At 30.7% G+C, this 24,120-nt stretch carries 27 protein-coding genes; 1 reads left to right on the top strand and 26 read right to left on the bottom strand.

Annotated features, from left to right (window positions below; all coding sequences use genetic code 11):
- Positions 1-39 precede the first annotated feature (39 nt).
- Genes ACKGJI_RS02995 through gltB form a run of 9 tightly spaced genes read right to left on the bottom strand, consistent with a single transcriptional unit; the run spans position 40 to position 10,839 of the window.
- Positions 40-993: a tRNA dihydrouridine synthase gene (locus ACKGJI_RS02995; RefSeq protein WP_458701076.1), complete on the bottom strand. Its 954-nt coding sequence runs from the start codon at positions 991-993 to the stop codon at positions 40-42.
- The gene (locus ACKGJI_RS02990) at positions 990-2,012 is read right to left on the bottom strand and encodes a fatty-acid--CoA ligase (protein ID WP_458701075.1); all 1,023 of its coding nucleotides are present in this window, start codon (positions 2,010-2,012) and stop codon (positions 990-992) included. The genes ACKGJI_RS02995 and ACKGJI_RS02990 overlap by 4 nt, the downstream gene beginning before the upstream one ends.
- Before the next feature lie 15 nt (positions 2,013-2,027).
- Entirely contained in the window at positions 2,028-2,381 is a 354-nt protein-coding gene (gene dksA / locus ACKGJI_RS02985; RefSeq protein WP_458701074.1) for an RNA polymerase-binding protein DksA, read from the bottom strand.
- Between the two features lie 24 nt (positions 2,382-2,405).
- Complete coding sequence (locus ACKGJI_RS02980) at positions 2,406-2,861, bottom strand: 23S rRNA (pseudouridine(1915)-N(3))-methyltransferase RlmH (protein WP_458701073.1); 456 nt, start codon at positions 2,859-2,861, stop codon at positions 2,406-2,408.
- Positions 2,851-3,411, bottom strand: a complete 561-nt coding sequence (locus tag ACKGJI_RS02975; protein ID WP_458701072.1) for a thiamine phosphate synthase — start codon at positions 3,409-3,411, stop codon at positions 2,851-2,853. Before ACKGJI_RS02975 ends, ACKGJI_RS02980 begins: the two co-directional genes overlap by 11 nt.
- A 2-nt stretch (positions 3,412-3,413) precedes the next feature.
- Positions 3,414-4,295 (bottom strand): acetyl-CoA carboxylase, carboxyltransferase subunit beta, encoded by an 882-nt coding sequence (gene accD, locus ACKGJI_RS02970; protein WP_458701071.1) that lies wholly within the window; start codon positions 4,293-4,295, stop codon positions 3,414-3,416.
- Positions 4,296-4,309: 14 nt separating this feature from the next.
- Positions 4,310-5,023 (bottom strand): inositol monophosphatase family protein, encoded by a 714-nt coding sequence (locus tag ACKGJI_RS02965; RefSeq protein ID WP_458701070.1) that lies wholly within the window; start codon positions 5,021-5,023, stop codon positions 4,310-4,312.
- A gap of 1 nt (position 5,024) precedes the next feature.
- Positions 5,025-6,407 (bottom strand): glutamate synthase subunit beta, encoded by a 1,383-nt coding sequence (locus ACKGJI_RS02960; RefSeq protein ID WP_458701069.1) that lies wholly within the window; start codon positions 6,405-6,407, stop codon positions 5,025-5,027.
- 4 nt (positions 6,408-6,411) lie between these two features.
- On the bottom strand, positions 6,412-10,839 hold the full coding sequence (gene gltB, locus ACKGJI_RS02955; RefSeq protein ID WP_458701068.1) for a glutamate synthase large subunit: 4,428 nt from the start codon (positions 10,837-10,839) through the stop codon (positions 6,412-6,414).
- 281 nt (positions 10,840-11,120) lie between these two features.
- Here gltB and recO point away from each other — a divergent pair, with 281 nt between their 5' ends.
- Positions 11,121-11,738 (top strand): recombination protein RecO, encoded by a 618-nt coding sequence (gene recO, locus ACKGJI_RS02950; protein ID WP_458701067.1) that lies wholly within the window; start codon positions 11,121-11,123, stop codon positions 11,736-11,738.
- 4 nt (positions 11,739-11,742) lie between these two features.
- On the opposite strand, the gene ACKGJI_RS02945 is transcribed toward recO, so the two are convergent.
- The 17 genes from ACKGJI_RS02945 to atpD form a co-directional block, all read right to left on the bottom strand.
- Complete coding sequence (locus tag ACKGJI_RS02945; RefSeq protein ID WP_458701066.1) at positions 11,743-12,048, bottom strand: HigA family addiction module antitoxin; 306 nt, start codon at positions 12,046-12,048, stop codon at positions 11,743-11,745.
- Positions 12,049-12,057: 9 nt separating this feature from the next.
- A complete protein-coding gene (locus ACKGJI_RS02940; RefSeq protein ID WP_458701065.1) occupies positions 12,058-12,339 on the bottom strand; it encodes a type II toxin-antitoxin system RelE/ParE family toxin in 282 nt (93 codons plus the stop codon).
- A gap of 87 nt (positions 12,340-12,426) precedes the next feature.
- Entirely contained in the window at positions 12,427-13,044 is a 618-nt protein-coding gene (gene udk / locus ACKGJI_RS02935; protein WP_458701064.1) for a uridine kinase, read from the bottom strand.
- Between the two features lie 128 nt (positions 13,045-13,172).
- Positions 13,173-13,928 carry a tRNA 2-thiocytidine biosynthesis TtcA family protein gene (locus ACKGJI_RS02930; protein WP_458701063.1) on the bottom strand — a complete coding sequence of 252 codons (756 nt, stop codon included), beginning with the start codon at positions 13,926-13,928 and terminating at the stop codon, positions 13,173-13,175.
- Positions 13,915-14,619 (bottom strand): 5'-methylthioadenosine/adenosylhomocysteine nucleosidase, encoded by a 705-nt coding sequence (locus tag ACKGJI_RS02925; protein WP_458701062.1) that lies wholly within the window; start codon positions 14,617-14,619, stop codon positions 13,915-13,917. The genes ACKGJI_RS02930 and ACKGJI_RS02925 overlap by 14 nt, the downstream gene beginning before the upstream one ends.
- Position 14,620: 1 nt before the next feature.
- Positions 14,621-15,376 (bottom strand): nitrilase-related carbon-nitrogen hydrolase, encoded by a 756-nt coding sequence (locus tag ACKGJI_RS02920; RefSeq protein ID WP_458701061.1) that lies wholly within the window; start codon positions 15,374-15,376, stop codon positions 14,621-14,623.
- Positions 15,373-16,296 carry an ACP S-malonyltransferase gene (fabD, locus tag ACKGJI_RS02915; protein WP_458701060.1) on the bottom strand — a complete coding sequence of 308 codons (924 nt, stop codon included), beginning with the start codon at positions 16,294-16,296 and terminating at the stop codon, positions 15,373-15,375. The genes ACKGJI_RS02920 and fabD overlap by 4 nt, the downstream gene beginning before the upstream one ends.
- A 12-nt stretch (positions 16,297-16,308) precedes the next feature.
- Positions 16,309-17,073 carry a Fis family transcriptional regulator gene (locus ACKGJI_RS02910; protein ID WP_458701059.1) on the bottom strand — a complete coding sequence of 255 codons (765 nt, stop codon included), beginning with the start codon at positions 17,071-17,073 and terminating at the stop codon, positions 16,309-16,311.
- Positions 17,074-17,112: 39 nt separating this feature from the next.
- Positions 17,113-17,628: an FKBP-type peptidyl-prolyl cis-trans isomerase gene (locus ACKGJI_RS02905; RefSeq protein WP_458701058.1), complete on the bottom strand. Its 516-nt coding sequence runs from the start codon at positions 17,626-17,628 to the stop codon at positions 17,113-17,115.
- 118 nt (positions 17,629-17,746) lie between these two features.
- The gene (locus ACKGJI_RS02900; protein WP_458701057.1) at positions 17,747-18,628 is read right to left on the bottom strand and encodes a tetratricopeptide repeat protein; all 882 of its coding nucleotides are present in this window, start codon (positions 18,626-18,628) and stop codon (positions 17,747-17,749) included.
- Between the two features lie 7 nt (positions 18,629-18,635).
- Entirely contained in the window at positions 18,636-19,211 is a 576-nt protein-coding gene (gene pal / locus ACKGJI_RS02895; protein ID WP_458701056.1) for a peptidoglycan-associated lipoprotein Pal, read from the bottom strand.
- A 53-nt stretch (positions 19,212-19,264) separates the two neighbouring features.
- Positions 19,265-20,533, bottom strand: coding sequence for a Tol-Pal system protein TolB (gene tolB, locus ACKGJI_RS02890; RefSeq protein ID WP_458701689.1), 1,269 nt, complete (start codon positions 20,531-20,533; stop codon positions 19,265-19,267).
- Positions 20,534-20,539: 6 nt separating this feature from the next.
- The gene (locus ACKGJI_RS02885; RefSeq protein WP_458701055.1) at positions 20,540-21,298 is read right to left on the bottom strand and encodes a TonB C-terminal domain-containing protein; all 759 of its coding nucleotides are present in this window, start codon (positions 21,296-21,298) and stop codon (positions 20,540-20,542) included.
- Positions 21,299-21,301: 3 nt separating this feature from the next.
- Positions 21,302-21,694, bottom strand: a complete 393-nt coding sequence (locus ACKGJI_RS02880) for an ExbD/TolR family protein (protein WP_458701054.1) — start codon at positions 21,692-21,694, stop codon at positions 21,302-21,304.
- Positions 21,687-22,271 carry a MotA/TolQ/ExbB proton channel family protein gene (locus ACKGJI_RS02875; protein ID WP_458701053.1) on the bottom strand — a complete coding sequence of 195 codons (585 nt, stop codon included), beginning with the start codon at positions 22,269-22,271 and terminating at the stop codon, positions 21,687-21,689. Before ACKGJI_RS02875 ends, ACKGJI_RS02880 begins: the two co-directional genes overlap by 8 nt.
- A gap of 1 nt (position 22,272) precedes the next feature.
- The gene (gene atpC / locus ACKGJI_RS02870; RefSeq protein WP_458701052.1) at positions 22,273-22,674 is read right to left on the bottom strand and encodes an ATP synthase F1 subunit epsilon; all 402 of its coding nucleotides are present in this window, start codon (positions 22,672-22,674) and stop codon (positions 22,273-22,275) included.
- Between the two features lie 19 nt (positions 22,675-22,693).
- Positions 22,694-24,094 (bottom strand): F0F1 ATP synthase subunit beta, encoded by a 1,401-nt coding sequence (gene atpD / locus ACKGJI_RS02865; RefSeq protein ID WP_458701051.1) that lies wholly within the window; start codon positions 24,092-24,094, stop codon positions 22,694-22,696.
- Between the last annotated feature and the right edge of the window lie 26 nt (positions 24,095-24,120).

Here is a 24,120-nt window from a genome sequence, read left to right as displayed (position 1 = left end):
ATGATTAATTATACTAATAAAAATCTATAAGGGGTAAGATTAAGTAAAAGAAGGTTTAGATAAAAAAAAGTTTTTTATCTCTTCTCTCATTATTGCTGGATTGGTTATTGTGTTTATTTTATTTCTAAAACTACTAGCTTCACTATAACCTTTGGAATATACATGTAAATGTTTTCTGAACATGCTAACACCGTGCTCTCCATAAAATTCAATCATACTGTCATAATGCTCTAGTATAATTTCTGCTTTTAAAGCATTGTCAACTTGGCTAGTTCCGTTTTTTAATTGATGAAAAATCCAAGGATTACCAACTGCTCCTCTTCCAATCATCAAAGATTTACAGCCTGTTATTTTTTTTACTTCTAAAGCTTTTTCATAGCTAGTAATGTCACCATTGGCTAAAACTGGTATAGAGATATTTTCTTTTATGATTCTAATCGCATCATAATCAACACTTGCCTTATAAGCTCCAGCTCTTGTTCTTCCATGTACGCTTAAAAAATCGGCTCCACTATCATCAATGGCATTTGCAATTTCTTTTGGAATTTTTTCACTATAACCAAGTCTTACTTTAACACTAGTATAAGTTTTATTAGAATTTGTCTTTATGGTCTCTACAATCTTTCTTAAATGGGGTAAATTTAAAAGCAAAGATGAACCAGAATTTTGAGAAACTACTTTAGGAACAGGACAGCCACAATTCAAATCTATCCCATCAATTCCTTCAATATCATTTAGAATTAAAACTGCTTCTTTGATGACATTTAAATCACTTCCCGCAATTTGTACGATATAAGGAGTTTCATTTGGAGATTTCTCAAGCATTTTGTAAGTTTTTTTTGAGTTATACACAAGTGCATTTGAGCTTAACATTTCAGAAAATGTCAAATCCGCACCAAATTTTTTAACAACGCTACGAAAAGGAAGATCAGTAAAGCCTGCAAGTGGAGCAAGGGCAAAAATGCCCTTATCAAAGTCTATTTTTTTGTTCAAATTTTAATATCTCTTAAAAACAAACTACTATTTACATTTTGTCCATGATCTCTTAAAAATAAAAGAGCTTTAAACTTCATAAACTCTTTTTCATCTGAATTTTCTAAAATTTCTCTGATTTTATCAATCATTTGAAGTTCATATAAAACATACAAGTATGCATCAGCTGCTTCTTCATGGTCAGGTGAATTATATAATTTTTCAAACAGTGCAATAAGTGCGTCTGGAGAAAGCTTAGCTTTAATCTCATAAGCTAACTCAAGATAATCATCTCTTGTTGCTTTAAATTGCATAAGCATTTCTTCTATAGCACTAATTGGGATATCAAATTTATCATCTTCATCTAAATATCTCTCCATCAAAACCCTAAACATATCTTTTGTTGGAGGAAAATCTAATTTTTTTATCTCATCAAAACTAGCATATTTTAAAAATGCAAAATATGCTTTTTGGCATAATTCACTCTCTTTGTCATCACAATCTTTCAACACAGTTGTTGCAAATTTTGGATCACTTTCTAATTTGTTTAATTTGTTCTTGATTACTAGAGGATTATCTTTAGCCAATTTATACTTTTTGAGTTCTACAACTTCACCATCTTCAATTTGTTGAACCAAATTTCTAGCTTCTGCAATTTTGTCATCATCGATTTGTATCTCTTTATTTTCTTCAAATTCAACCAAATCAAAAACTTTTCCAACAAATTTGAACCAATCAGTTTTAAAGTTTATACTGCTTTTTTCATGCAAAATTTTACTAACAAAGTAAATCTTGAAATTTGCAAAATCTTTCTTCAAGGCACGATTTTGTAAATACTCTTTAAAAGAATAAAACATCATATGTAATACAGAAGCAATAAATAGCAAAATTGCAGGCATTACTACCCATAGTGCAATTGGAAATTCTACAGAAAAAGATGAAATACTCAAGGTGTACATGTCACCATTGAAACTATACACATAAAGCCCAACTGCTACTAGGTAAACTAAAGCAAATGCAATATATTTTTTAATCCCCATCCTATATCTCCATATCTATTTATTTTGCTTCTCAATTATCTCTCTACAAACTATACAATATTTTGCATGAGGTTTTACTTTAAGTCTTTGAAAGCCTATCTCTTCCTCACACATTTCACAGATTCCATAACCACCACTTTTTATCTTAGAAAGCGTAAAATCAATCTCACTTAACTCTTTTTGCATCTGAGAACTTAATGCTTGTTCTATCATTCTATCTGTACTAACTGAAGCATGATCAGCCTCATCACCTACTTCATTATCTTTTAATGATTCAATTTCTTTTTTCGCATCTTCAATATTTTTCTTTATTTGAGCTTTTCTATCTAAAAGCAAATTTTCAAAATATTTTAAATCACTCTCTCTCATATATTTCCCTTAATACCTATCACATCATTTGTGATATGGATGATTTGATTTTATACAAAGCCCTCTATAAATTTGTTCATAAAGAACAACTTTAGCAATTTTATGGGCGAATGTTAGCTTACTTAAGCTTATAACTTTTTGAGTTTTATTTAAAAACTCATCATCAAAACCATAAGCACCGCCTATAAAAAAATTGATATTCGTATGATTATCAAAAATTTTACTAAACTCAAAACTATCACACTCATAACCCTTTACATCTAATGCGATATTATACCCCTTTAGATGTGGCTCGTACGCCTTACGATATGATTCTTTTGCTTCTTTTGCTCCTTTTGTTTGAGCTAAAGCAATTTGCTTATTGAAAATAGTCATATCATTTATCGATGAATATTTAGAGATCATTTTAATATACTCTTTGTTTAATTCATCGACTAGCTTATTACTACTCTTTTCAATACTAAAAATCTTAATGTTCATACAGATCGCTTCCCACAACCAAATATGAAACATTCTCTATCGTATCACTTATCCTAACACCACCAATTGCACCAACTGGCTTGAGTGAAAGGCTAGCTAACTTAGCTAGATTCTCACTCAAAACAGTTGCATCATTTTTTGTAGATGTCTTTCTGTATGCTCCAAGCCCTATATAATCAACATCTAATTCATTTGCTTCAAGTATCTCTTCTTTATTATGAGTCGATATTCCCAATATCTTACTTCCTATTTTTTCCCTTATTCGCTCAATCGCTCGTTTTTTATCAACATCAATTTTTTTAATATCATCTTGTCCTACATGTAAACCATCGCAAAACTCTACTAAATCCATATGGTCATTTACAATGATCGGTACTTTACTAAGTCTTTTTAATACTTTTAAATTTTCCTCAATTCTCTCATTTGAGCCTAGCTTATCTCTATATTGTATTATGCTAACATTTAACTTGCTACATGTAGAGATAAATCTTTCAAAACTCCAATCATGTTTTCTTAAACTTTCAAAATCCAAAAGAGCATAAATTTTCAATACTAAGAGGCCTTAATTTTTAATTCATATTCATTTTTTTTACAATTGCTATCAAAAAATCTCAACAAATCAGCAACTGTTTTTTTCATATCATTTCTTTTTACTATCATATCAATTAAGCCATGCTCAAGTAAAAATTCAGCTCTTTGAAATCCTTCTGGTAAATCAGCCCCAATGGTTTGCTTTATTACTCTTTGTCCAGCAAATCCAACAAGTGCACCTGGCTCACTTATGATGACATCTCCAAGCCATGCAAAACTAGCACTTACTCCGCCCATAGTTGGATCTGTTAAAATTGATATAAAGGGAAGCCCAGCTTCACTAAGCTTAGTAAGTGCAGCTGAAGTTTTACTCATCTGAAGGAGTGAAAATGTGCTCTCTTGCATCCTAGCCCCTCCACTTGCACTTACGATAATTAATCCAGTTTTATTTTCGATCGCTCTATTAACAGCTCTTACTATTTTTTCACCTTCTACTGAGCCTAAACTTCCACCCATAAAACTAAAATCAAAAACTACTAATTGAGTATTTATTCCTTCAATGCTACAACTTCCACTAATTACTGCAGAGTTTCTTCCTGTTTTCTCTTTAGCTTCAGCTATTCTTTTTTTATATGATTTTTTATCGACAAATTTTAAAGGATCTATTGGTTTTAATAATTCATCAAATTCTACAAAACTATTTTCATCACTTAGTAATTCAATTCTTTTTTGTGCAGAAATTCGCATATGAAATCCACACTTTGGACAAACATTAAATAGGTGTTCAATCTCTTTATAGTACATTAGTGATTGACATTTTGAACACTTAACCCAATGACTTGGTGCTTCTTTTGGAGAGGATTGCTTTTTTCTAAAATTACCAAAAATCTCACTAAATTTCATAATATACTCTCCCGTTATTTAATAAATTGGGACATTTTACCAAAAATTTCCTTATCTTTACTTACAAGGAGAATTTTTTCATCATTTTTTACATGTAAATCTTCGCACATAAAAAGACCGGCAGCTATATCAAACTCTCTTTTTTTCCCTTCATAAAGAACAAAATCAACCTCATGTGCATAAGCCAAAGATAGAGCAAAAGCACCTGGGCTTCTATATTTTATGTTGTGCTGTCTTAATATCTCAGGGGTTTTAAAAGACGAGTATGCTCTCTCAAAAAGTCCTATTTTTGATGAGATATTTTTTTCTACATGTATAAATTTTTCACTGCATAACTTTCCTTTTAAAAAACGTTTATTATCTTTTATAAAAATGTCATTATTTGCAAGATTTACAATAACACCAGCTATTGTTCTGCCTGATTTTTTTAAAGCTACTGAAGTTCCATAATATGGAAAATTTGAAGCAAAATTATCACTACCATCAATTGGATCAATTATAACATCTAATTCTTTTTTATTATCTACAAAACCACACTCTTCAGAGTAAATATTGCCAAAATTTTTTAGATATCTTATAAAAACTTCTTCTGCTAGCAAATCAATTTTACTACTTATATCTCCACCAGCTCCCAAAGAGATACTTTTTGATAAATCTTCTTTACATGTAGATATGATATTTTGTATCTCTTTGTTAGCATTTATTACTTCTTCAAAAAAATCTTTCATTTTATCCTAATAAACTTTTAATGATAGCTTCAGCAGCTTCCTTACCTTCAGCAGCTGCAGTTACCACTAAATCACTTCCTCTTTTACAATCTCCACCAGCATAAACTCCACTAGCAGTAGTTTCATAGTTTTCATTAACTTCAATAACTCCCCATTTATTTACTGCGATTCCATTTTCAGCTAAAAAATCTGGGCTTGAAGATGAAAAACCAAGAGCAAATATAACTACATCAGCTTCAACTCTGTACTCACTTCCTTTTACTATTTCAACTTTTGCTCTTCCACTATTGTCTTTTTCACCAAGCATTGTTTTTTGAACTTCTAAAGCTATAACTTCATTTTCACTATTTACAATTATCTCTTTGGGAGCTGCATTATAAGTAAATATTGCACCTTCTTCTTTTGCATTTTTGTACTCTTTTTTACTTCCTGGCATATTGTATTTATCTCTTCTATAAAGACATTTTACACTCTTAGCATCTTCTCTAATCGCTGTTCTTAAACAATCCATAGCAGTATCACCACCACCTACTACAACTACATTTTTACCAGCAACTTCGTAAGATTTATCATACTCTTCACCAAAAAGTTTCTTTTGAATATTTCTTAAAAAATCAATTGCCATAAAAACATTTTTTGCATTTTCATTTACTATTTTTGCTTTATTTGATTTTTCTGCTCCAATTGATAAAAATATTGCATCAGAATTTTCTGCAACTTTTTCAAATGATATATCTTTTCCAACCTCACAATTTGTAATTAGATTCATACCAGCACCAACTAACCATCCAACTCTTCTTGAAACAACTTCTTTATCAAGTTTAAATCCTGGTATTCCATATGTTAAAAGTCCACCTGCTTTTGATTGTCTCTCATACATATCTACCTTTATGCCAGCTCTTAAAAGATAAGTAGCACACGCAAGTCCAGCAGGGCCACTTCCAATAACTGCAACTTTTTTATCGGTACTGATTCCAGGAAATTCTGGTTTTAAGCCTTTTTTAAATCCATATTCACTGATAAATGTTTCAATTGAGCCGATTGTTATAGCTCCATGTCCATCATTTAAAGTACAATCACCCTCACATAATCTTTCTTGAGGACATATTCTTCCAGTAATTTCAGGAAAAGGATTTGATTCATTAGAGAGTTTAAAAGCCAACTCTTTTTTCATACCACTTACAGCTTTTAACCAGTATGGAATATAGTTATGTAAAGGACATTTGTTGTGACAAAATGGATCACCACACTGTACACATCTACTAGCTTGACCTGAAGCTTCTTCTTTTCTCATAACTTCATAAATCTCTCTATAATCTTCTACTCTTTCACTACTATCACGTCTTAATGGCTCTACTCTTTCAAGTTTTATAAAATTTTGCATATTATTAATCTCCCTCGTCTGGATTAAGTGGTGTTTTTGTCATATCTTTTGGTCTTACCATCCAAAAGTTTCTAACAGAATGTCTAAAGTTATCCAAAATATATTTTGCTTTTTTACTCTCTGTTTCATTTATATGAGATCTAAGAAGCTTTTTTAAGAAATGCCTTGCTTCATCTTTGTCATCAGTATCAATTCTTTCAGCTACAACTAGTTCTTGATTTAATTTATCTATAAAATCATGAGTTTCATCATAAATAAATGCTACTCCTCCAGTCATACCAGCTCCAAAATTCACACCAGTTCTACCAAGGATTACAACAACTCCTCCAGTCATATACTCACAAGCATGATCTCCTGTACCTTCAACTACAGTTACTGCCCCAGAATTTCTTACACAAAATCTCTCACCTACTTCACCTGCAACAAATAGTTTTCCACCAGTTGCACCATATAAGCAGGTATTTCCACCACTTGCATAACCTTCTCTTTGATATTTTGGTATGATTACAATCTTTCCGCCATTCATACCTTTACCGATGTAATCATTAGCAGTTCCTCTTAGCCTAATTCTTATACCATTTGCTAAAAATGCTCCAAAGCTTTGTCCTGCTGTCCCACTAAGTTCAAATTTTATGCTATCTTCTTTTAAACCATCGCTTCCATAAAATTTTGCAATCTCTCCACTAATTAGAGCTCCAAAACTTCTATTTGTATTTTTAATTTTTTTATGAAGTACAATTCTTTCATCTGGATTTTCTATAACTTTGTAAACTTCTTTGAGTATTTCATGTTCAAATTCATTTGGATCAAAAGGATCATTTGATGGTTTTTGAACAGTATTTACACCTTCAATTTGTTGCAAGATTGAGCTAAAATCAAATTTCTTAGCAAATTCATTTTCTTTTATATGTAAAAGATCATTCCTTCCTATGATTTCTTCTAAACTTCTATAACCAAGACTTGCTAGTATCTCTCTTACATCTTGTGCTATTAAAGTAAAGAAATTTACTATTCTATCAACGGTTCCTACAAAATGCTCTCTTAATCTTTCATCTTGAGTAGCAACTCCTACTGTACATCTATTTTGATGACAAATTCTAAGAATTTTACAACCTATAACAGTTAAAGACACAGTTCCAAAAGCATAACTCTCAGCCCCTAAAAGTGCAGCTTTTATAACATCTAGTCCAGTTTTTAAACCACCATCAGTTTGTACATGTACAGCATCTCTTAAATTATTTGCTTTAAGTGCATTGTGAGCTTCACTAAGTCCAAGCTCCCAAGGATTTCCAGCAAATTTTATTGAAGTCAAAGGAGCAGCACCAGTTCCACCATCGCCACCACTTATAATGATTTTATCAGCATATGCCTTTGCAACTCCAGCGGCAATCGTTCCAACACCAGCAGTTGAAACTAATTTAACTGTAATAATTGCTTCAGGATTAACTTGTTTTAAATCATAAATCAATTGAGCCAAATCCTCAATCGAATAAATATCATGATGAGGAGGAGGAGAGATTAAAGTTACTCCAGGAATTGTATATCTAAGCGAAGCGATAAGAGGTGTAACTTTGTGACCAGGTAACTGACCACCTTCACCTGGTTTTGCACCTTGAGCAACTTTGATTTGAATCTCTGTTGCACTTCTTAGATATTCAGGAGTTACACCAAATCTACCAGATGCAACTTGTTTTATTTTTGAATTTTTATTACTTTTTAGTCTTTTAGGATCTTCTCCACCCTCACCAGAGTTACTCATACCACCTATTTTATTCATAGCTTCTGCTAAAGCTTCATGAGCTTCAGGAGAGATTGAACCTAAACTCATAGCAGCAGTTGCAAATCTTTTAAATATATTTTCAACTGGTTCTACTTCGCTAATGTCGATTGGTTCTTTATCGCTTTTTATATCAAAAAAGTCTCTGATAAATTTTAATCCTCTATTATTGACTAAATTTTTATACTCTATATAATCTTCTTTTTTACCACTGTTTACCATTTTATGTATACTGTGAACAACTTTTGGTCCAAAATCATGAAATTCAAAACCATCCATATACTTATAAAAACCACCAATTTCTAAAGGAAATAATTTTTTAGTCAAATCAAGCTCATATGCTTTTGCATGATATTCATTTAATCTTTTTTCAATATCTTCATAGCCAAGACCTGGTATCATCGCATAAGCATCACAAAAACAATCTTCTACAATATCATTTGAAAGCCCTAATATATCAAATAAAGAGGAGTTTCTATATGAAGATATAGTTGCAATCCCCATTTTTGAAATAATTTTCAATAATCCTTGGTTTAGTGCATGATTTACATTTTTTAAAGCATTTTTAGTTTCATATGAGCTTTTATTTTCCTTTTTACACTCTTCTAGAACTGTTGCATAAAGTAAATAAGGATAAATCGCACTTGCTCCAAAACCTATGAGAGTAGCACAAGAGTGAGAATCAAAAACCTCCCCACTTATCGCAACAATTGAAGCTTTATGACGAACTCCTTCTTCTAAAAGAAGTTGATTTAATCTACCAACAACCATTAGCATTGGCATTGGCTTTAGCGTTTTATTCATTCCTCTATCATCTAAAAGGACAATTTTAACACCATCATTTTTGACAGCTTCTACTACATCATAAGCCAAATCTTCCAAACTTCCTTTTAAATTGTCTTCAAAAAGGGTTGAAAATACTCTATTTTTATATATTTCTCTATAGCGTGGTTTATTTACATCTCCAAAACTCATAAGAACTTCAAGTTTTTCTTGCATTAAAATTGGAGAAATTGACTTAATTCTTTTTGCATGCTCACTTGATTCTTCAAGCATATTTCTTGCTTCACCAAATCCAGCATTTAAACTCATAACAACTTTTTCTCTAATTGGGTCAATTGGAGGATTAGTAACTTGAGCAAATTTTTGTTTGAAAAAGTCACTAAAATTTCTTTGAGATTTACTAAAAGCAGCCATTGGAGTATCATCTCCCATAGCTCCAACCCCTTCTTTACCATCTTTCATCATAGGAGTTAAAACCATGTCTTTTACTTCAGCAGTTACATTAAAAAATCTTTGTTCATATGCGAGTGATTCTCTTTCATAATCACTTGTATTAGAAAATGGTAGCTCTACAAACTCTTGAAGATAAACAAGGTTTTTATTTAACCACTCTGCATATCTGTTTGAACTTTTAAGATAGTCATTGATTTCATCATTTTTCATAACTTTACCAAATTTTAAATCAACCCCTATCATTTGACCACTTTGAAGCCTTCCACGCTCCAATATATTTTCTTCTTCTATATCAATAACACCATATTCACTTGATATTACAATTCTATTATCTTTAGTTATAACATATTTTGCCGGTCTAAGTCCGTTTCTATCTAAAATACAGCCTATATATCTTCCATCAGTCAAAGAAACTGCAGCTGGGCCATCCCAAGGCTCAAAATTTATGCTTGCATATTCATAAAACGCTCTTAAATCAGAATCCATATGAGGTGCATTTTCCCAAGGAGCTTGAATCAAAACACGAGCTGCTTTGAAAAAATCATATCCATTTACTATCATAAATTCAAAAACATTATCTAAGCTTGCACTATCACTTACATCATTTGTAGTTATTGGAAATAATTTTTCTAACTCTTTATCTGAAAAAACACTACTTTTTATACATTCAGTTTTCTTTTTAGTATGAAATCTATTTGCTTCTATTGAGTTTATTTCACCGTTGTGTGCTATTGTTCTAAATGGTTGTGCTAGTTTCCACTGAGGAAGTGTATTTGTAGAAAATCTTTGGTGAAAAAGAGTAAAAGTTGTTTTAAAGTTTTCATCACTCAAATCTAAATAAAAAGTTTTTATGTGAGTTGGCATTACCAACCCTTTGTATGATATTACTTTATTTGAAAATGATGGAATATAAAAATCTTTATCATCTTTTAATTTTTGCTCAATCTCTCGTCTAGTTAGATACAAAAGAGCTTCAAACCTTTTAGTTGCTATCAGTGAAGAAGGAGTAACAAAAATCTGTACTATTTGTGGAAGTGAATCAAGGGCTTGTTTTCCTAAAGCTTTTATATTAATAGGAACTTCTCTATATAAGACAACTTTTAAATCATTTTTTTCACAAACTTCTTCAAAAACTCTTTTTTGTTTATCATTTTGCAAGAAAACCATAGCAACTGCAAACTGCTTTGGTAAATCGACTTCAAGTTTTTTTGCCTCTTTTTTCATAAATTCTTTAGGTAATGAAAAAAGAAGACCACTACCATCGCCAGTTTTTCCATCTGCTGCAATTGCACCTCTGTGCATCATTCTTTCCAATGCTCTTATCGCATCATTTGTATTTTCATGTGTTGGTATGTTGTTAATATTTGCAATAAGACCAAAACCACAGTTATCTTTAAAATTTGTAAGAAGATTTCTCATTAAAGTTGCCCCTTTAGTATCCATACAAAACTAAACTATAAAACGAACTAATTTTTAGGTAAATACAGTAAGTTAGCAGTAAAATTTTGTATTAATTTAAGTAAAAATTTTCCAAGCATATCTAAAATACACTTTAAATTTAATAAAACACTAAAAAATGGCATTTAAGTCAAAATCATATATCTTTTTTTTACTTAAATATCAATTAATTTTTTAAGCTTTTTTATATAAATATATTTTTGTTTTAATATATTTTTAATATTTAATAGATAAAATACATCATGCAAGGTTATATAATAAATTTTAACAGAGTAAAAGACGAAGATTTAATTGTTACAGTACTTACAAACAACGCTATACAAACTCTTTATAGGTTTTATGGTGCGAGACACTCACATATAAATCTTGGTTATAAAATAGACTTTGAAGTGCAATCATCTATAAAATCTTCAATACCTCAGCTAAGAGGAGTACTACATCTTGCTTATCATTACAACCTAGATTTCAATAGAATGAGAATATGGCAATCTTTTGTAAATCTTTTTTATAAACATTTAAAAGATGTTAATGAAATTAATTCTTTTTATTATAACCTACTTGAAAAATGTAGCTCAATTTGGCATAAGCAAAACCCTAAAAGAGTAGCAATCGAAGCTTATATTGAACTTCTAGAATTTGAAGGTAGACTTCATGATGAATTTATATGTTTTAATTGTGAAGAGCCTATAAGAGACGATTTAGCACTAATTAGAGGCTTTTTACCTGCCCATGAACACTGCGTTTATTCTAATACTTTTGAACGTCTACATGTAGAGAAACTTTTTAAAACAAAAAGCAGTATTTTTATGGATGATGAAGAGATAGAAAGATTATGGAAAATACTGCTTGAAGGATTATAGATACTTAAGAAGCAACCTTTTCACAATGCTTTACTTGTTTAAGTAGTTCACTTTTTTTTATAGAAACTCTATATAAGTCATATTGATTTTGAAGATTTAACCAAAGTTGTGGTGAAGTTCCAAAATACTTTGAAAGCCTTAATGCCATTTCAACAGTTATACCCCTCTTTTCATTTACCAACTCATTAATAGCACGAAATGAAGTATGAAGTACTTTTGCTAAATGACTTTGAGTTATATCTAATGGAATCAAAAACTCCTCTTTTAGTATAATTCCTGGATGAGTAGGTTCTCTTTTTATTTCTATCATCTTTTCCTCCTAATGATAATCTACTATCTTTACATCATAAACATTTTCATTTTCAAATTTAAAAATAACTCTATATTGTCTATTTATACGGATAGAATAAAAATCTTTCAAATCACCATGCAATTTTTCCAAATGATTTGCAGGTGGAATTTTTAAATCATCAAGACAATAAGCACCATTAAGATAATCTAACTTTCTAAGCGCAACATTTTGAATCGTTGATGGTATCTTTTTGCTCTTTCCTGTAATATAAAAATCTTCATCATGTCTATCTAAAAAATTTTTTATCATATAATATTATAACACATAGTGTTATAATATGTCAATTATTGTCCTTGCAGGTGTATTGAGAGATACAAGATACTTATTAAAATTTAACTAAGATAAATATCTTTGCAATTTAGCTATTACCATGTTAGTTGCTATTTCATTTTCTCCACCACGAGGGATTATGATATCTGCATATCTTTTTGAAGGCTCGCAAAACTCTAAATACATTGGTTTTACTGTACGCAAGTACTGCTCTTTGACACTTTCAAAAGTTCTTCCTCTCTCAGTAATATCTCTTTGAACTCTTCTTAAAAGCATTTCATCTGCATCAGTATCTACAAATATTTTAACATCAAACATATTTCTAATTTCTGGCACTGCTAGAACTAAAATACCTTCAACTATAACTATTTTTGCAGGATTTACTACAACTGTTTCTTTTTTTCTCAAGTGAGTTGTAAAATCATATACTGGTTTTTTAATTGGCTTAAAGTTTTTAAGCTCTTTTAAGTGCTTCTCTAGCAGTTCAAATTCTATTGCATCAGGATGATCAAAATTTGTTTGAGCTCTTTCTTCTAATGATTTATTTTTTATTTCTCTATAGTATGAATCTTGTTCTATCAAAACTGCATCACTTTTACTAAAAGCTTTTATTAAATTCGAAGCAACTGTAGTTTTACCAGAACCACTTCCACCTGCAACCCCAACAAAAATAGAATTTTTCATCTATAAATAATCTCCTTTTCATTAAAGCAAAGCTTCAATGAAAATTCCCCTCACTAAAGCTTTACCCATTCGGGTAAGAAATTAAAGACTCAAGATTTTTATTTAACAAAAATCATGAATGTTTAATTTTACCTCTCTAAATATTCTTCATTGCAAAAACTAGATAAATTTATATTTTCAAAAGCTCTTTTTAACGAGATAAATAACTCGCTATTTTCTTCTTCCATTTTAGCTAGCATTGATTTTGTTTTAGCTCTAGCTACAGGCATTTTTATATCAAACCTCATAGAAGGACATGCTTCATCTCCAATTAGTGGCATATTCGCACTTCTTGCTTGATCTATGAGTTGTCTCTCTCTTACATGTATAAAAGGTCTAATCACTAAAAGTCCATTTTTAGCTTTATAAATTGGAGGCATCGAACGCAATGCTCCATTGTATGTAAAATTCATAAAAAAGCTCTCTACTGCATCATCAAGATGATGAGCTAGTGCTAACTTATTGTAACCATTTTCAAGTGCATAAGTATATAAAGCCCCTCTTCTCATTCTTGAAAAGAAGCTACAAAAAGATGAATTTTTTCTAATCTTATCTTTTGAAAGTTCAAATATATTAGTATCATAAACTTCGTGAGGAATTTCATGAGTTTTACAATGTTCTATCAAATCTTTTAAATCTTCATTCATTCCATAAGCAATAGTTACTGCTTTAAATTCAAAATCAAATGGAGCAACTCTTTGCATATGCTTTAAGACATGTGCTAAACTAAGGGAGTCTTTTCCACCACTTAAACCTAAAAGGATTTTATCTCCCTCTCCTATAAGCTTATATTTTGCATTAGTTCGACCTGTAATTCTTAGAAGTTTTTTACTAAGCTCTATCAATTATGTTATCCACCATACTTATTATAAAATCTGCACTTATTTTTGCACTACTTACCATAAACTCATCAAAACTAAAACTTGCATCCATATCAGCAGCATCACTAATTGAGCGAAGGATAAAAAATGGTACGCCAAGAGCATTACAAGTTACTCCAACACTTGCTCCTTCCATCTCCAAAGCATCAGCATTAAAAGTTTTAGCTATCCAATCTTTTCTTTTCTCATCACAAACAAATTGATCTCCAGTTACTATCACACCCTCTTTTAAAGATATATTTTTACTTTTAGCAACTTCTTTTGCAATATCAATCAACTCTTCACTAGCATTTTCAAAAACTGCACCTTCAGGAACATATCCATAAGGATGCCCAAAAGCAGTTATATCTAAATCATGCTGAGCTAATTTTTTTGCAACTATTAAATCACCAATTTTAAGATCACTACTAACAGCTCCAGCAACACCACTAAAAAGGAGTTTATTACATCCAAATTTTTCTATCAAACTAGCTGCTGTTATAGTTGAATTTACTTTACCAATTTTACTATATGCAATTACTAAACTAATACCTTTATAGTTAACTTCATAATAATTATTATTTGCATATCTAGTTGTTTTATAATCTTTAAAATAATCCAATAATGGCTCAACCTCTTCAGGCATAGCTCCCATAATTGCTATTTTTATATCCATTTTATTTTGCCCTTAGTAAATATTTTTGAGTTGCTGATAATTTTTTATTTATATTTGTTTCTAATCTATCTGTTTCAAAGAGTTTTGCTTTTTTTATAATTTCACCTTTAGGGGAAATAAAACGACTTCCACCCCAAAACCCAAGACCATCTTCAAAGCCTACACGATTAACAAAAGCAACATGAGCTCCTGATAATATTGCGCTAGCACAAAGAAGTGAATTCCATTGGTGTTCTATCAAAAGCTTATCATCTTCAAAACCACGAGCAGGAGAATTTGACAAAACAATCAGTAAGTCAGGTTTAATTGAAGCAATTTTTTCTATCACTTTAGCACTAAACATTTCTTCACAAATTGTAATCATTACTTCACCAAAAGAAGTTTCAAAACTATCAATTCTATCTCCTTCAAAGAAAAAACGAGCCTCTTGAAATAAACCATAATTTGGTAAAACATTTTTATGATGTATATGAATTATATCCCCACCACTACAATAAACTGCACTATTATATATCTTATGCTCTATTTTTAAAACACAACCAAAAACTAAATCTCTTTTATCACTTAATGTTGCAATTTTTTCAATCTCTTCTAAAGTATATGCATCTTCAAAAACTGCATCTTTTAACATATAACCATTTAGTGCAAGCTCTGGAAATACAAGTAAATCTCCTTCAATTTTACTTAACTCTTCTTCAAACTTTTCAAAACTCATTTTTTTAAGTTTTGGTATGTTTTGATTTAATACTATTTTCATGATAGTTCGCTTAAAGCCTTTTCTAAACTACTCATATCTGTTATACTATGAGTAGGTTTTTTTGTGCTTCTTCTGTTTAATCCCTTAAGTACATTTGCACCAAACTCCACAAAGCTATCACTTTGTTGTTCTACATGTAGAATTGATTGTTTATATTTAACGGGACTTATTAATTGATTTGAAAGTAGCTTTAATGCCTCTTTTTTTGAAGAATACTCACTTGCAGTTGCATTTGAAATAACCGGTGCAATAAATTCATCTTTTAAAAATTTTACCAAATACTCTTCAAGTGGTTTTATCGCTGGCTCTAGCAAAGGACAGTGAGAGGCTACTGACATATTTAAAAGAAGTGCTCTTTTAGCTCCAGCATCTTTGAAAACAGATTCTAAAGATGCCAAATCTTCTTTATTTCCAGCTACTACTATTTGGCCATCACAGTTATAATTAGCAGCCCAAACTTTTTTACCTAATTCTCTTTGATATGAAGTAATCTCTTCAACACTTTCATCACTCAAACCAATTAATGCCATCATACCTGCATTTATATTTTCACAGGCATTTTTCATAAAAAGACCTCGTTTATGAACTAACTCTACTCCATCAAGATAATCTAATGCCCCAATACTACTTAAAGCAGAAAACTCACCCAAAGAGTGACCTAAAGCTCTAAATGGTAAATTTTTGAACTCTCTTGTAAATAATGCATGAGCAATCATACTAACTAAAAAAATTGCTGGTTGAGTAAATTCAGTTTGTTCTAATTTTTCGTTTTCATTAAATAATAAATCAGTAAAATCTAAATTCAGTCTTTCACTTGCTCTATCTATCATCTCTTTTGCTAAATTATCATTATCATAAAAATCTTTTCCCATACCTATACTTTGGCTTCCCTGACCAGGAAAAATAAAAGTAGTATTCATGCTATTTATCCTTTATAGTTTGTCTTTATATTCTAAGACTTTTTTTCTAAGTGTATTTCTATTTAAGCCTAGTTTTTCACTCATATTTAATTGTGACTTGAATTTTTTAAATCCACTTTTTATAATGGGGATTTCATAAAGATACAAGTTATCTCTATAATCATTTCTTCCTCCAAGTCTACTATATAAAAATTCTTCCATTATTTGTAATATATCTTCATCTTTAAAAGTACTTACTAAATATTTCAAATAAATTGATCTTCGAAGTGAATAACAATTTTCACTTAAATCAAAATTCAAATTTTCAAAAGATATATCTATGTCTTTTTTACCAAAAATACTAGATACCTCTTCTAAAAATTTATGTGCTAAAGCTTCAATGTCCTCTTGTCTTTCGCTAAGTGGTGGAATAGTGATTTTTAAAGAAAAAAAATCATCGATAATAGAATTTAAATTTATATTTGAAGAAGTAGCAATTATTCTTATGCTATTTTTTTCAATAATTGATTTTATTTTTTTAAAATTTGAAATTTTGTTAAAATCTTTTATAATTACTTTGCTATTTGAATCTAATATATTAAGAAGTTCTTTGAAGTTATTCCCATCAGCCACTACAGCTTCTGGCATAATAAATTTTGAAAGTGTCAGCTTCCCAACACCACTTTCACCCAAAATAATAGCATTTATATTTAAGCTTTTTAACAAATTGGCAGATTTAAGAGCCTCTTTAGAGGCTCTTGAATTGGCTATAAAATTAACATTAGTTAAAATATCCATTGTAGCCTGCTTTATATGTATTGTGGCAACTGCCACCTTTTAGCATCCACAACCACCAGAAGTTTCGCAACCACAGCCACCTGCTGCTGGTGCTGCAACAAATCCGTTGATTAGTTCATCGCTAGTAGCATCACGTACTTCAGTTACATTAATTGAAAATAGTAAATCTTTTCCTGCAAGAGGGTGATTAAAATCAACTACAACTTCTTCATCATTAAAGCTTTTTACAACTACTTGTACTGTTCCGCCATCTTCTCCTTGTCCATAAAGAGTCATACCTTCTTTAAGTTCAAGACCAGCAAATTGCTCTTTAGGAAGTGATTGAACTGCATTTTCGTCATACTCTCCATATCCGTCTTTTGCTGCTACTTTTATTTCAGCATTGTCACCTTGAGACAAATTTTTTATCTCATTTTCTAGACCAGGTATTATCTGACCTTTTCCTACGATAAATGATAATGGTGCAGCATCAAGATTTGAATCTATCACTTCCCCACTAACAACGTCTTTCAATTCATAGCTGATTGAAACGACTTGGTTGTCACTTATTGCCATAAAATTCTCCTAAATAATTTGATCTCTTTGACTTACTCAAAGAGAATAATTTTTTATACTTCTATATAAAAGTATAGATTATAGCATAATCATTGTTTATAATCACTTATAAAAAAAATTACTTTAAAGATTTAGCTTCGTTTGAGTTAGGATATCCCTGTTTAAGAGCATCAAAAAATTGTTTTGCCTGCTTTGAATCTTTAAGCTTGCTAAACGAAATACCTGTATGATATAGAAGTGTTGGCAAATAATCTGCCTTATCATACAAAGATATACTCTTTTTATAATGCTTTATAGCAGTTTTATAGGATTTTTGAAAATAAGCAATTTCACCTAAATAGAAGTTACTTCTAGCAGGTTTATAATTTCTTTTCACAAGTTCAGTAAAAATTGTCTTAGCTTGGTCATAAGATTTCTTTTTAAATAATCTTGTACCCTCTTTTAAAAGTTCAGCCCCACTTTTACTTAATTTTGCTTTGACTTTTTTCTTTTTAAGAAGATCTTCAACTTTTTTTTCTAGTTCAGTAAATTTATCTTTTGATACATAATTAGTATTGATTGAATCTATTATAGAGCTGAGTTCATCCAAAACAATTTTAATTTTTTCTTGATTAGTATCTTGTAATTTTCGATTTTCATCGATATAAGATTTTAAAGATATTGATTCATTTTTTAATTGCTCAATTTCTTTTTCAAAATTTTGAGAAGTTCTACTTAACTTAGAAATTTCACTATCAATTTTTGCTATCTTACTAGAATAACCTTCAGTAATTGAAGAAATACCTTCATAACTCTCTTTTAACTTCATAAATTCAAGTTTTAAGTCAGCTATTTTTGAAGATAGATTTTTGATATTTTTTTTATTTTGAAGTATGTTTTTTTCGCTGGAACTTAGACCATAAGGATTTTGGCTATCTAAATTACCAGCACCATAAGCTGAAGGTTCATTAGCTAGTAGCGAAACACTCGCTACTAGCATCGATATTAATACTTTTTTCATTTATTAACTATGGGAGAAGTTTAAATTCTGCTCTTCTATTTTTATCCCAACAAGCTTTGTTTTTATCACTACAAACTGGGTTACTTTCACCATAACTTACAATCATAACACGATCTTCACTTACGCCTAAAGCAGCTAAAGCATTTTTTACACTTTTTGCTCTTTTTAAACCTAATGCATAGTTATATTCATCAGTTCCCCACTCGTCACAGTTACCTTCTACTTTAATTGATAGATTTTTAGCTTCAGCGCTATTTAATAAAGCAGCGTTTGCTTCTACTACACTTTTCATGTCAGGTCTTATGTCGTATTTATCAAAATCAAAATAAACTTTATCAATTTTTGATTCAAGCATAGCAATCACTTTTGCTACATCATTTTTAGAATCATTCATTTGCGAATTCATATTATTCGCATCCATCTTATTTGAATCCATGCCAGATAAATCTTCTGCTTTTTTATCTGCACTATTAACTTCTGTTGTTGATTTTGAATTAGTCATATCAACTTCAGGATTTTTCTGACTACAGCCACTAAATATAAATGCAGCCATTATTAAGCTTGCAAGCATTATTTTCTTCATATTTTCCCCTTTTAACATTTTTGTTGCGATAGTTTAACATCTTTTCCTTTAAATTACCAATCAATTGATTGAATTTTTCCAACTTTTAAAGGGAAAAGGTAACTTTTATTAGCATTTAGTCTTATCACACCCAATGCACTTTGATTGTTGTAGTACTTTATAAATAAAATTGTTTCAGCATCATTTGCAAATCTAGGATACAAATTTTTTCCAGTCGCACTTAATTGTCTTATGTAATCTGTCTTTGTTGAGATCAAATAAAGATTAAATGTTTTAGCCCCAAATTCACTTCCTTTTTCACGGCTTGAATAGACTATGTAATTATCATATGCTGAAACAGAATTATTGTTTTTTCCATGATACACAAGCTGTTCTACACTTCTTGAACCAATTTTTTGTGCAAAGATATTTGGATATCCTAGTCTATCTGAAACAAAAACTATTCTTTCATCATTATCAATAAAATTTCCATTAACATCTATACCACTATAAGAAGTTATTTTTTCTAAATTTTTAGTTTCTACATTGTACATGTAGATATCTGCTTGATCTTTTGGTGCCATAGTTAAAAGCAATTTTTTCCCATCGCTAGATACATCAGAGCACACTAACATTCCTTCAGCTGAAATTACTCTAACTCTTCTTCCATTTCTAACATCAACTTTATAAAGTGTTGGTTTTTTGCCATTATATGAAGTATAATAAAATGCACTTTGCTCCTTATTAGCCCATTTTGGGAAAATATTGAGTCCGCCTTTTACTATTGTCTTTTGAAAACTTAATGTATAATCAGAGATGACAATTTCACTCTTTTTACTATCAGTATATTTAGCGAAAATAACAAACTGCTCCATCCAAGCAATACTAGGAGCCCCTATTTTATCATTTAGCTCTACAGTTATTTTATGTGCTAAAAACGGATATCTATTTTGCTTCGAAATTTTATAAATTTTTTCACTGTCCACTTGTCCAGATTTAGCATTTAAAAGTTTTACTTTTGCAATAACATAGCCACTATCTTCTAAAGACAAATTATATCTCAAGATCAAATCTGCTTTTTTATCACTTAAAAAATTATCTTCAATATTTCCATCATATGAGCTCTCAAGATAAAGATCAATCACATCAAAATGGCTACTAACTCTTAAATCACCTTTTAAAATTTTGAAAAATCTCTGTCTAAAATTAAAATCTACGCTACTATCACTTGCATCTTGAAGTGCAATTTTAGGAAGTCTATCTAATTTTTTAACTATTTCTACAGTGGCATCATAAGAAAAAAGAGAACTTATCAGTGCCATCAAAACTATAATTTTTTTTATCATCTTTTACTCCATTATATCTTTAAATTTTGTTTTCATTTTAAAAACTCCAGTACCTTTATATGCTGGAAAAGTTGTATCCTTCATTTCTTCAAGGAAATCTCTAAGCTTAGCATTAAACACATCACTGTATGACAAACTTTCAATTTTATAGTCTAAATTTCCAAATTTGTCAATACTTATCAATACAGTAGCTTCATTTCCTGAAACAGTATCTATCGTAGCTTGCCAATTCGCTTCTAATATATCAGCGATTTTACCTCTGAATTCATCGTAAATTCCATCTTTAGATGTTACGATTAAATTCTCTTGTTTTTCAAATTCTAGTGATTTTATAATTTTTTTTGCAACATCACTTTTTTTTACTTCAACAACCTCTTTCTTTTCTATTTTTTTTCTAACTTTTTCTACTCTTTTTTGTTTTTTTTCTGGTATTTTATCAACGTTTATTTTACTAAATAATTTTTTAAAGTCAGGTTTGGATTTTACTGTTTTTGATTTAACTTTTTTTGGTTTTTCAACAACTTTTTTTTCTTTTTTAACCGTTGTTTTTTTCTCAACAATTTTTCTTTTTTTGACTTTTTTGGGAGTTGTTTTTTTTCTATCAACTAAAGTAATATTTATTAAATTTTTCTTTTGAGCAGTATATTTTAATTCTTTATTTTTGGTAGATTCAAGAGTATATGCAACACCAAATAAGATACATACGTATATTATTATAGATATACTCCATCCAAACATATTTGAAGTTGAAGTATTTTGCATATTCTACCCATTTGTTTCAAGAGATACTTGGATAAAGCCTACTTCTTTTACACTTTTAAGTACAAACATTACATCTTTATATCTAAGAGCTTCGTCTGCTTTTATATAAACTATAGTTTTATCTAAAGGGAACTTTTGTGAGAGCATAACAAAGTTGTCTGGAAATTCATCAATACTAAAACTATCATTTTTGACATAAACTTTTCTATTTTTATCTATTCTAATCTCAATTTCAGGTATCTTTTTTATCACACTTGACTTTGTGCCATCTGGTAGTGTTATTTTTTCTTCATAAATAACTGCAGGAGTTGTAACCATTAGTATTGCTAGTAAGACTAGCATGATATCAACTAATGGCGTGATATTTAAATCAGGAGCTTCGTCCCAATTAAACATCTTCTTTTTCTCTTTCTAGTGCCAATAAAAACTCTGCTTCTCTTTCAACATAACTTACAACTTCGTAAGCTTTTCTTTTTATAAACAAATTAGCACTATAAGCAGGGATTGCAACAAATATACCTGCAGCAGTTGCCACTAAAGCCTCACTTATAGCTGGTGCAATTACACCTAATGAAGCTCCACCATTTCCTAGTCCACTAAATGTATCAAGTATCGAAACTACTGTACCAAATAAGCCAATAAAAGGAGAAGTTGATGCTATCATAGACAATATCCAAAGTCCATCAGTCGAGTTTTTTTCAGCTACTCGTTTACAAACATTTAGAAGTTTTTCGGATAACTCTTCATGATTAGAGCATTTTTTTAAAATAGAATCATCTCTCACACTTTTACTACCCATAAGCATGGCTTCAAGTGAACTTTTTTCACGTGAAAGCCAGCTTGATAGGTAAAAATATTTACTAAGAAGTACACCAAATGTAGTTATAATATATATTGACAACCACCCAAGAACAAAAAAAGTAACTACACTACTTCTACTTAGGTAGTTTAATAATATATCAATGCCATCCATACTATAACTTTAATTTACCTGATTTACTCATTGATTCTATTTTAGCAGTAGCAGCAGCAATTGCTACATTTGAATCACTAATACTCTCTATTAGTTCTTTTGCTTTTCTAAGCGATTCAGCAACTTGAGAATCATCACTTCCAGCGATTGCTACAGCACCATCAGCTAAAACAGTAACTGCATTTTCACCAACTTTTGCATGTCCCCAGTTTACTGCAACAATTTCATGTTGTCCATCACTCAATTCAATATCAATAATACCAGCACTTAGTAAAGATACTAAAGAGGCGTGGTTTGGATAAACACCAAACTCACCCTCACTTCCTGGTAGTGTTACATTGTTTACACTATCTGAAAAAATCATACCATCAGGTGTAACTATTTCTAATTTTAAAGTTTCCATTTTAATTCCTCAAAAAAGCTTATTTGCTTTTAAGTTTTTCTGCTTTTTCAAGAACCTCTTCAATTCCACCAACCATATAAAATGCAGCTTCAGGAATATCATCATACTTACCTTCAAGTATACCTTTAAAACCAGCAATTGAATCTTCTAAACTTACATATTTTCCAGGGCTTCCTGTAAATACTTCGGCAACAAAGAATGGTTGAGATAAGAATCTTTCAATTTTTCTTGCTCTATCAACTGTAAGTTTATCTTCTTCGCTAAGTTCATCCATACCAAGAATTGCTATGATATCTTGTAGGTCTTTATATTTTTGTAAAACAGATTGAACTCCACGCGCAACTTCATAGTGATCACTTCCAATAATTTGCGGATCAAGCATACGAGAAGATGAATCTAGCGGATCCACAGCTGGATAAATACCTTTTTCTGCAATTGCACGATTAAGTACTGTTGTAGCATCAAGGTGAGCAAAAACCGCTGCTGGAGCAGGGTCAGTTAAGTCATCTGCTGGTACGTAAACAGCTTGTACTGAAGTAATTGATCCCTTTTTAGTTGATGTAATTCTCTCTTGGAATTTACCCATTTCACTAGCTAATGTTGGCTGATATCCAACTGCTGAAGGAATACGTCCAAGAAGAGCTGACATTTCAGCACCACTTTGAGAGAATCTAAAAATATTATCAATAAACATAAGAACATCTAGTCCCATTTCATCTCTAAAATACTCTGCCATTGTAAGACCAGTTAATGCAATTCTATTTCTTGCTCCTGGAGGTTCACTCATTTGACCATAGCACAGTGCAACTTTATCTAATACGTTAGAGTCTTTCATCTCGTGATAAAGGTCATTTCCTTCACGAGTTCTTTCTCCAACACCAGCAAATACAGAGTAACCACTGTGTTTAAATGCAACATTGTGAATAAGCTCCATAATAATAACTGTTTTTCCAACACCAGCACCACCAAATAGTCCAACTTTACCACCTTTTGCATAAGGAGCAAGTAAATCAACTACTTTGATACCTGTTTCAAAAATTTCACTTTTGGTACTTTGATCTTCGAAACTTGGAGGATCTCTGTGGATTGACCATTTATCAGTTGGCTCGACTTCTTCACCTTCATCAATAACGTCTCCAACAACATTAAAAATTCTTCCTAGTACTTCTTTACCAACAGGAACTTTTATCGGAGCTCCAAGTGCTGTACATTCAATACCACGAGTCAAACCTTCACTCATATCCATTGCAATTGTTCTTACACGATTGTCACCTAAGTGAGCTGCAACTTCTAAAACTAATTTTTGTTTCTTGCCTTCTACTTCGTAATTTACTTCAATAGCTTCATTTATCTGTGGAAGGTATCCGTCGAAATCGACGTCAACAACCGGACCCATAATCTGGCTGATTACTCCATTCATAGATTGTTCTCCTTTATTTTTCCCAA

The organism is Sulfurospirillum sp. 1307 (assembly GCF_054408545.1).
This window is presented reverse-complemented; position numbering and strand designations above follow the sequence as displayed.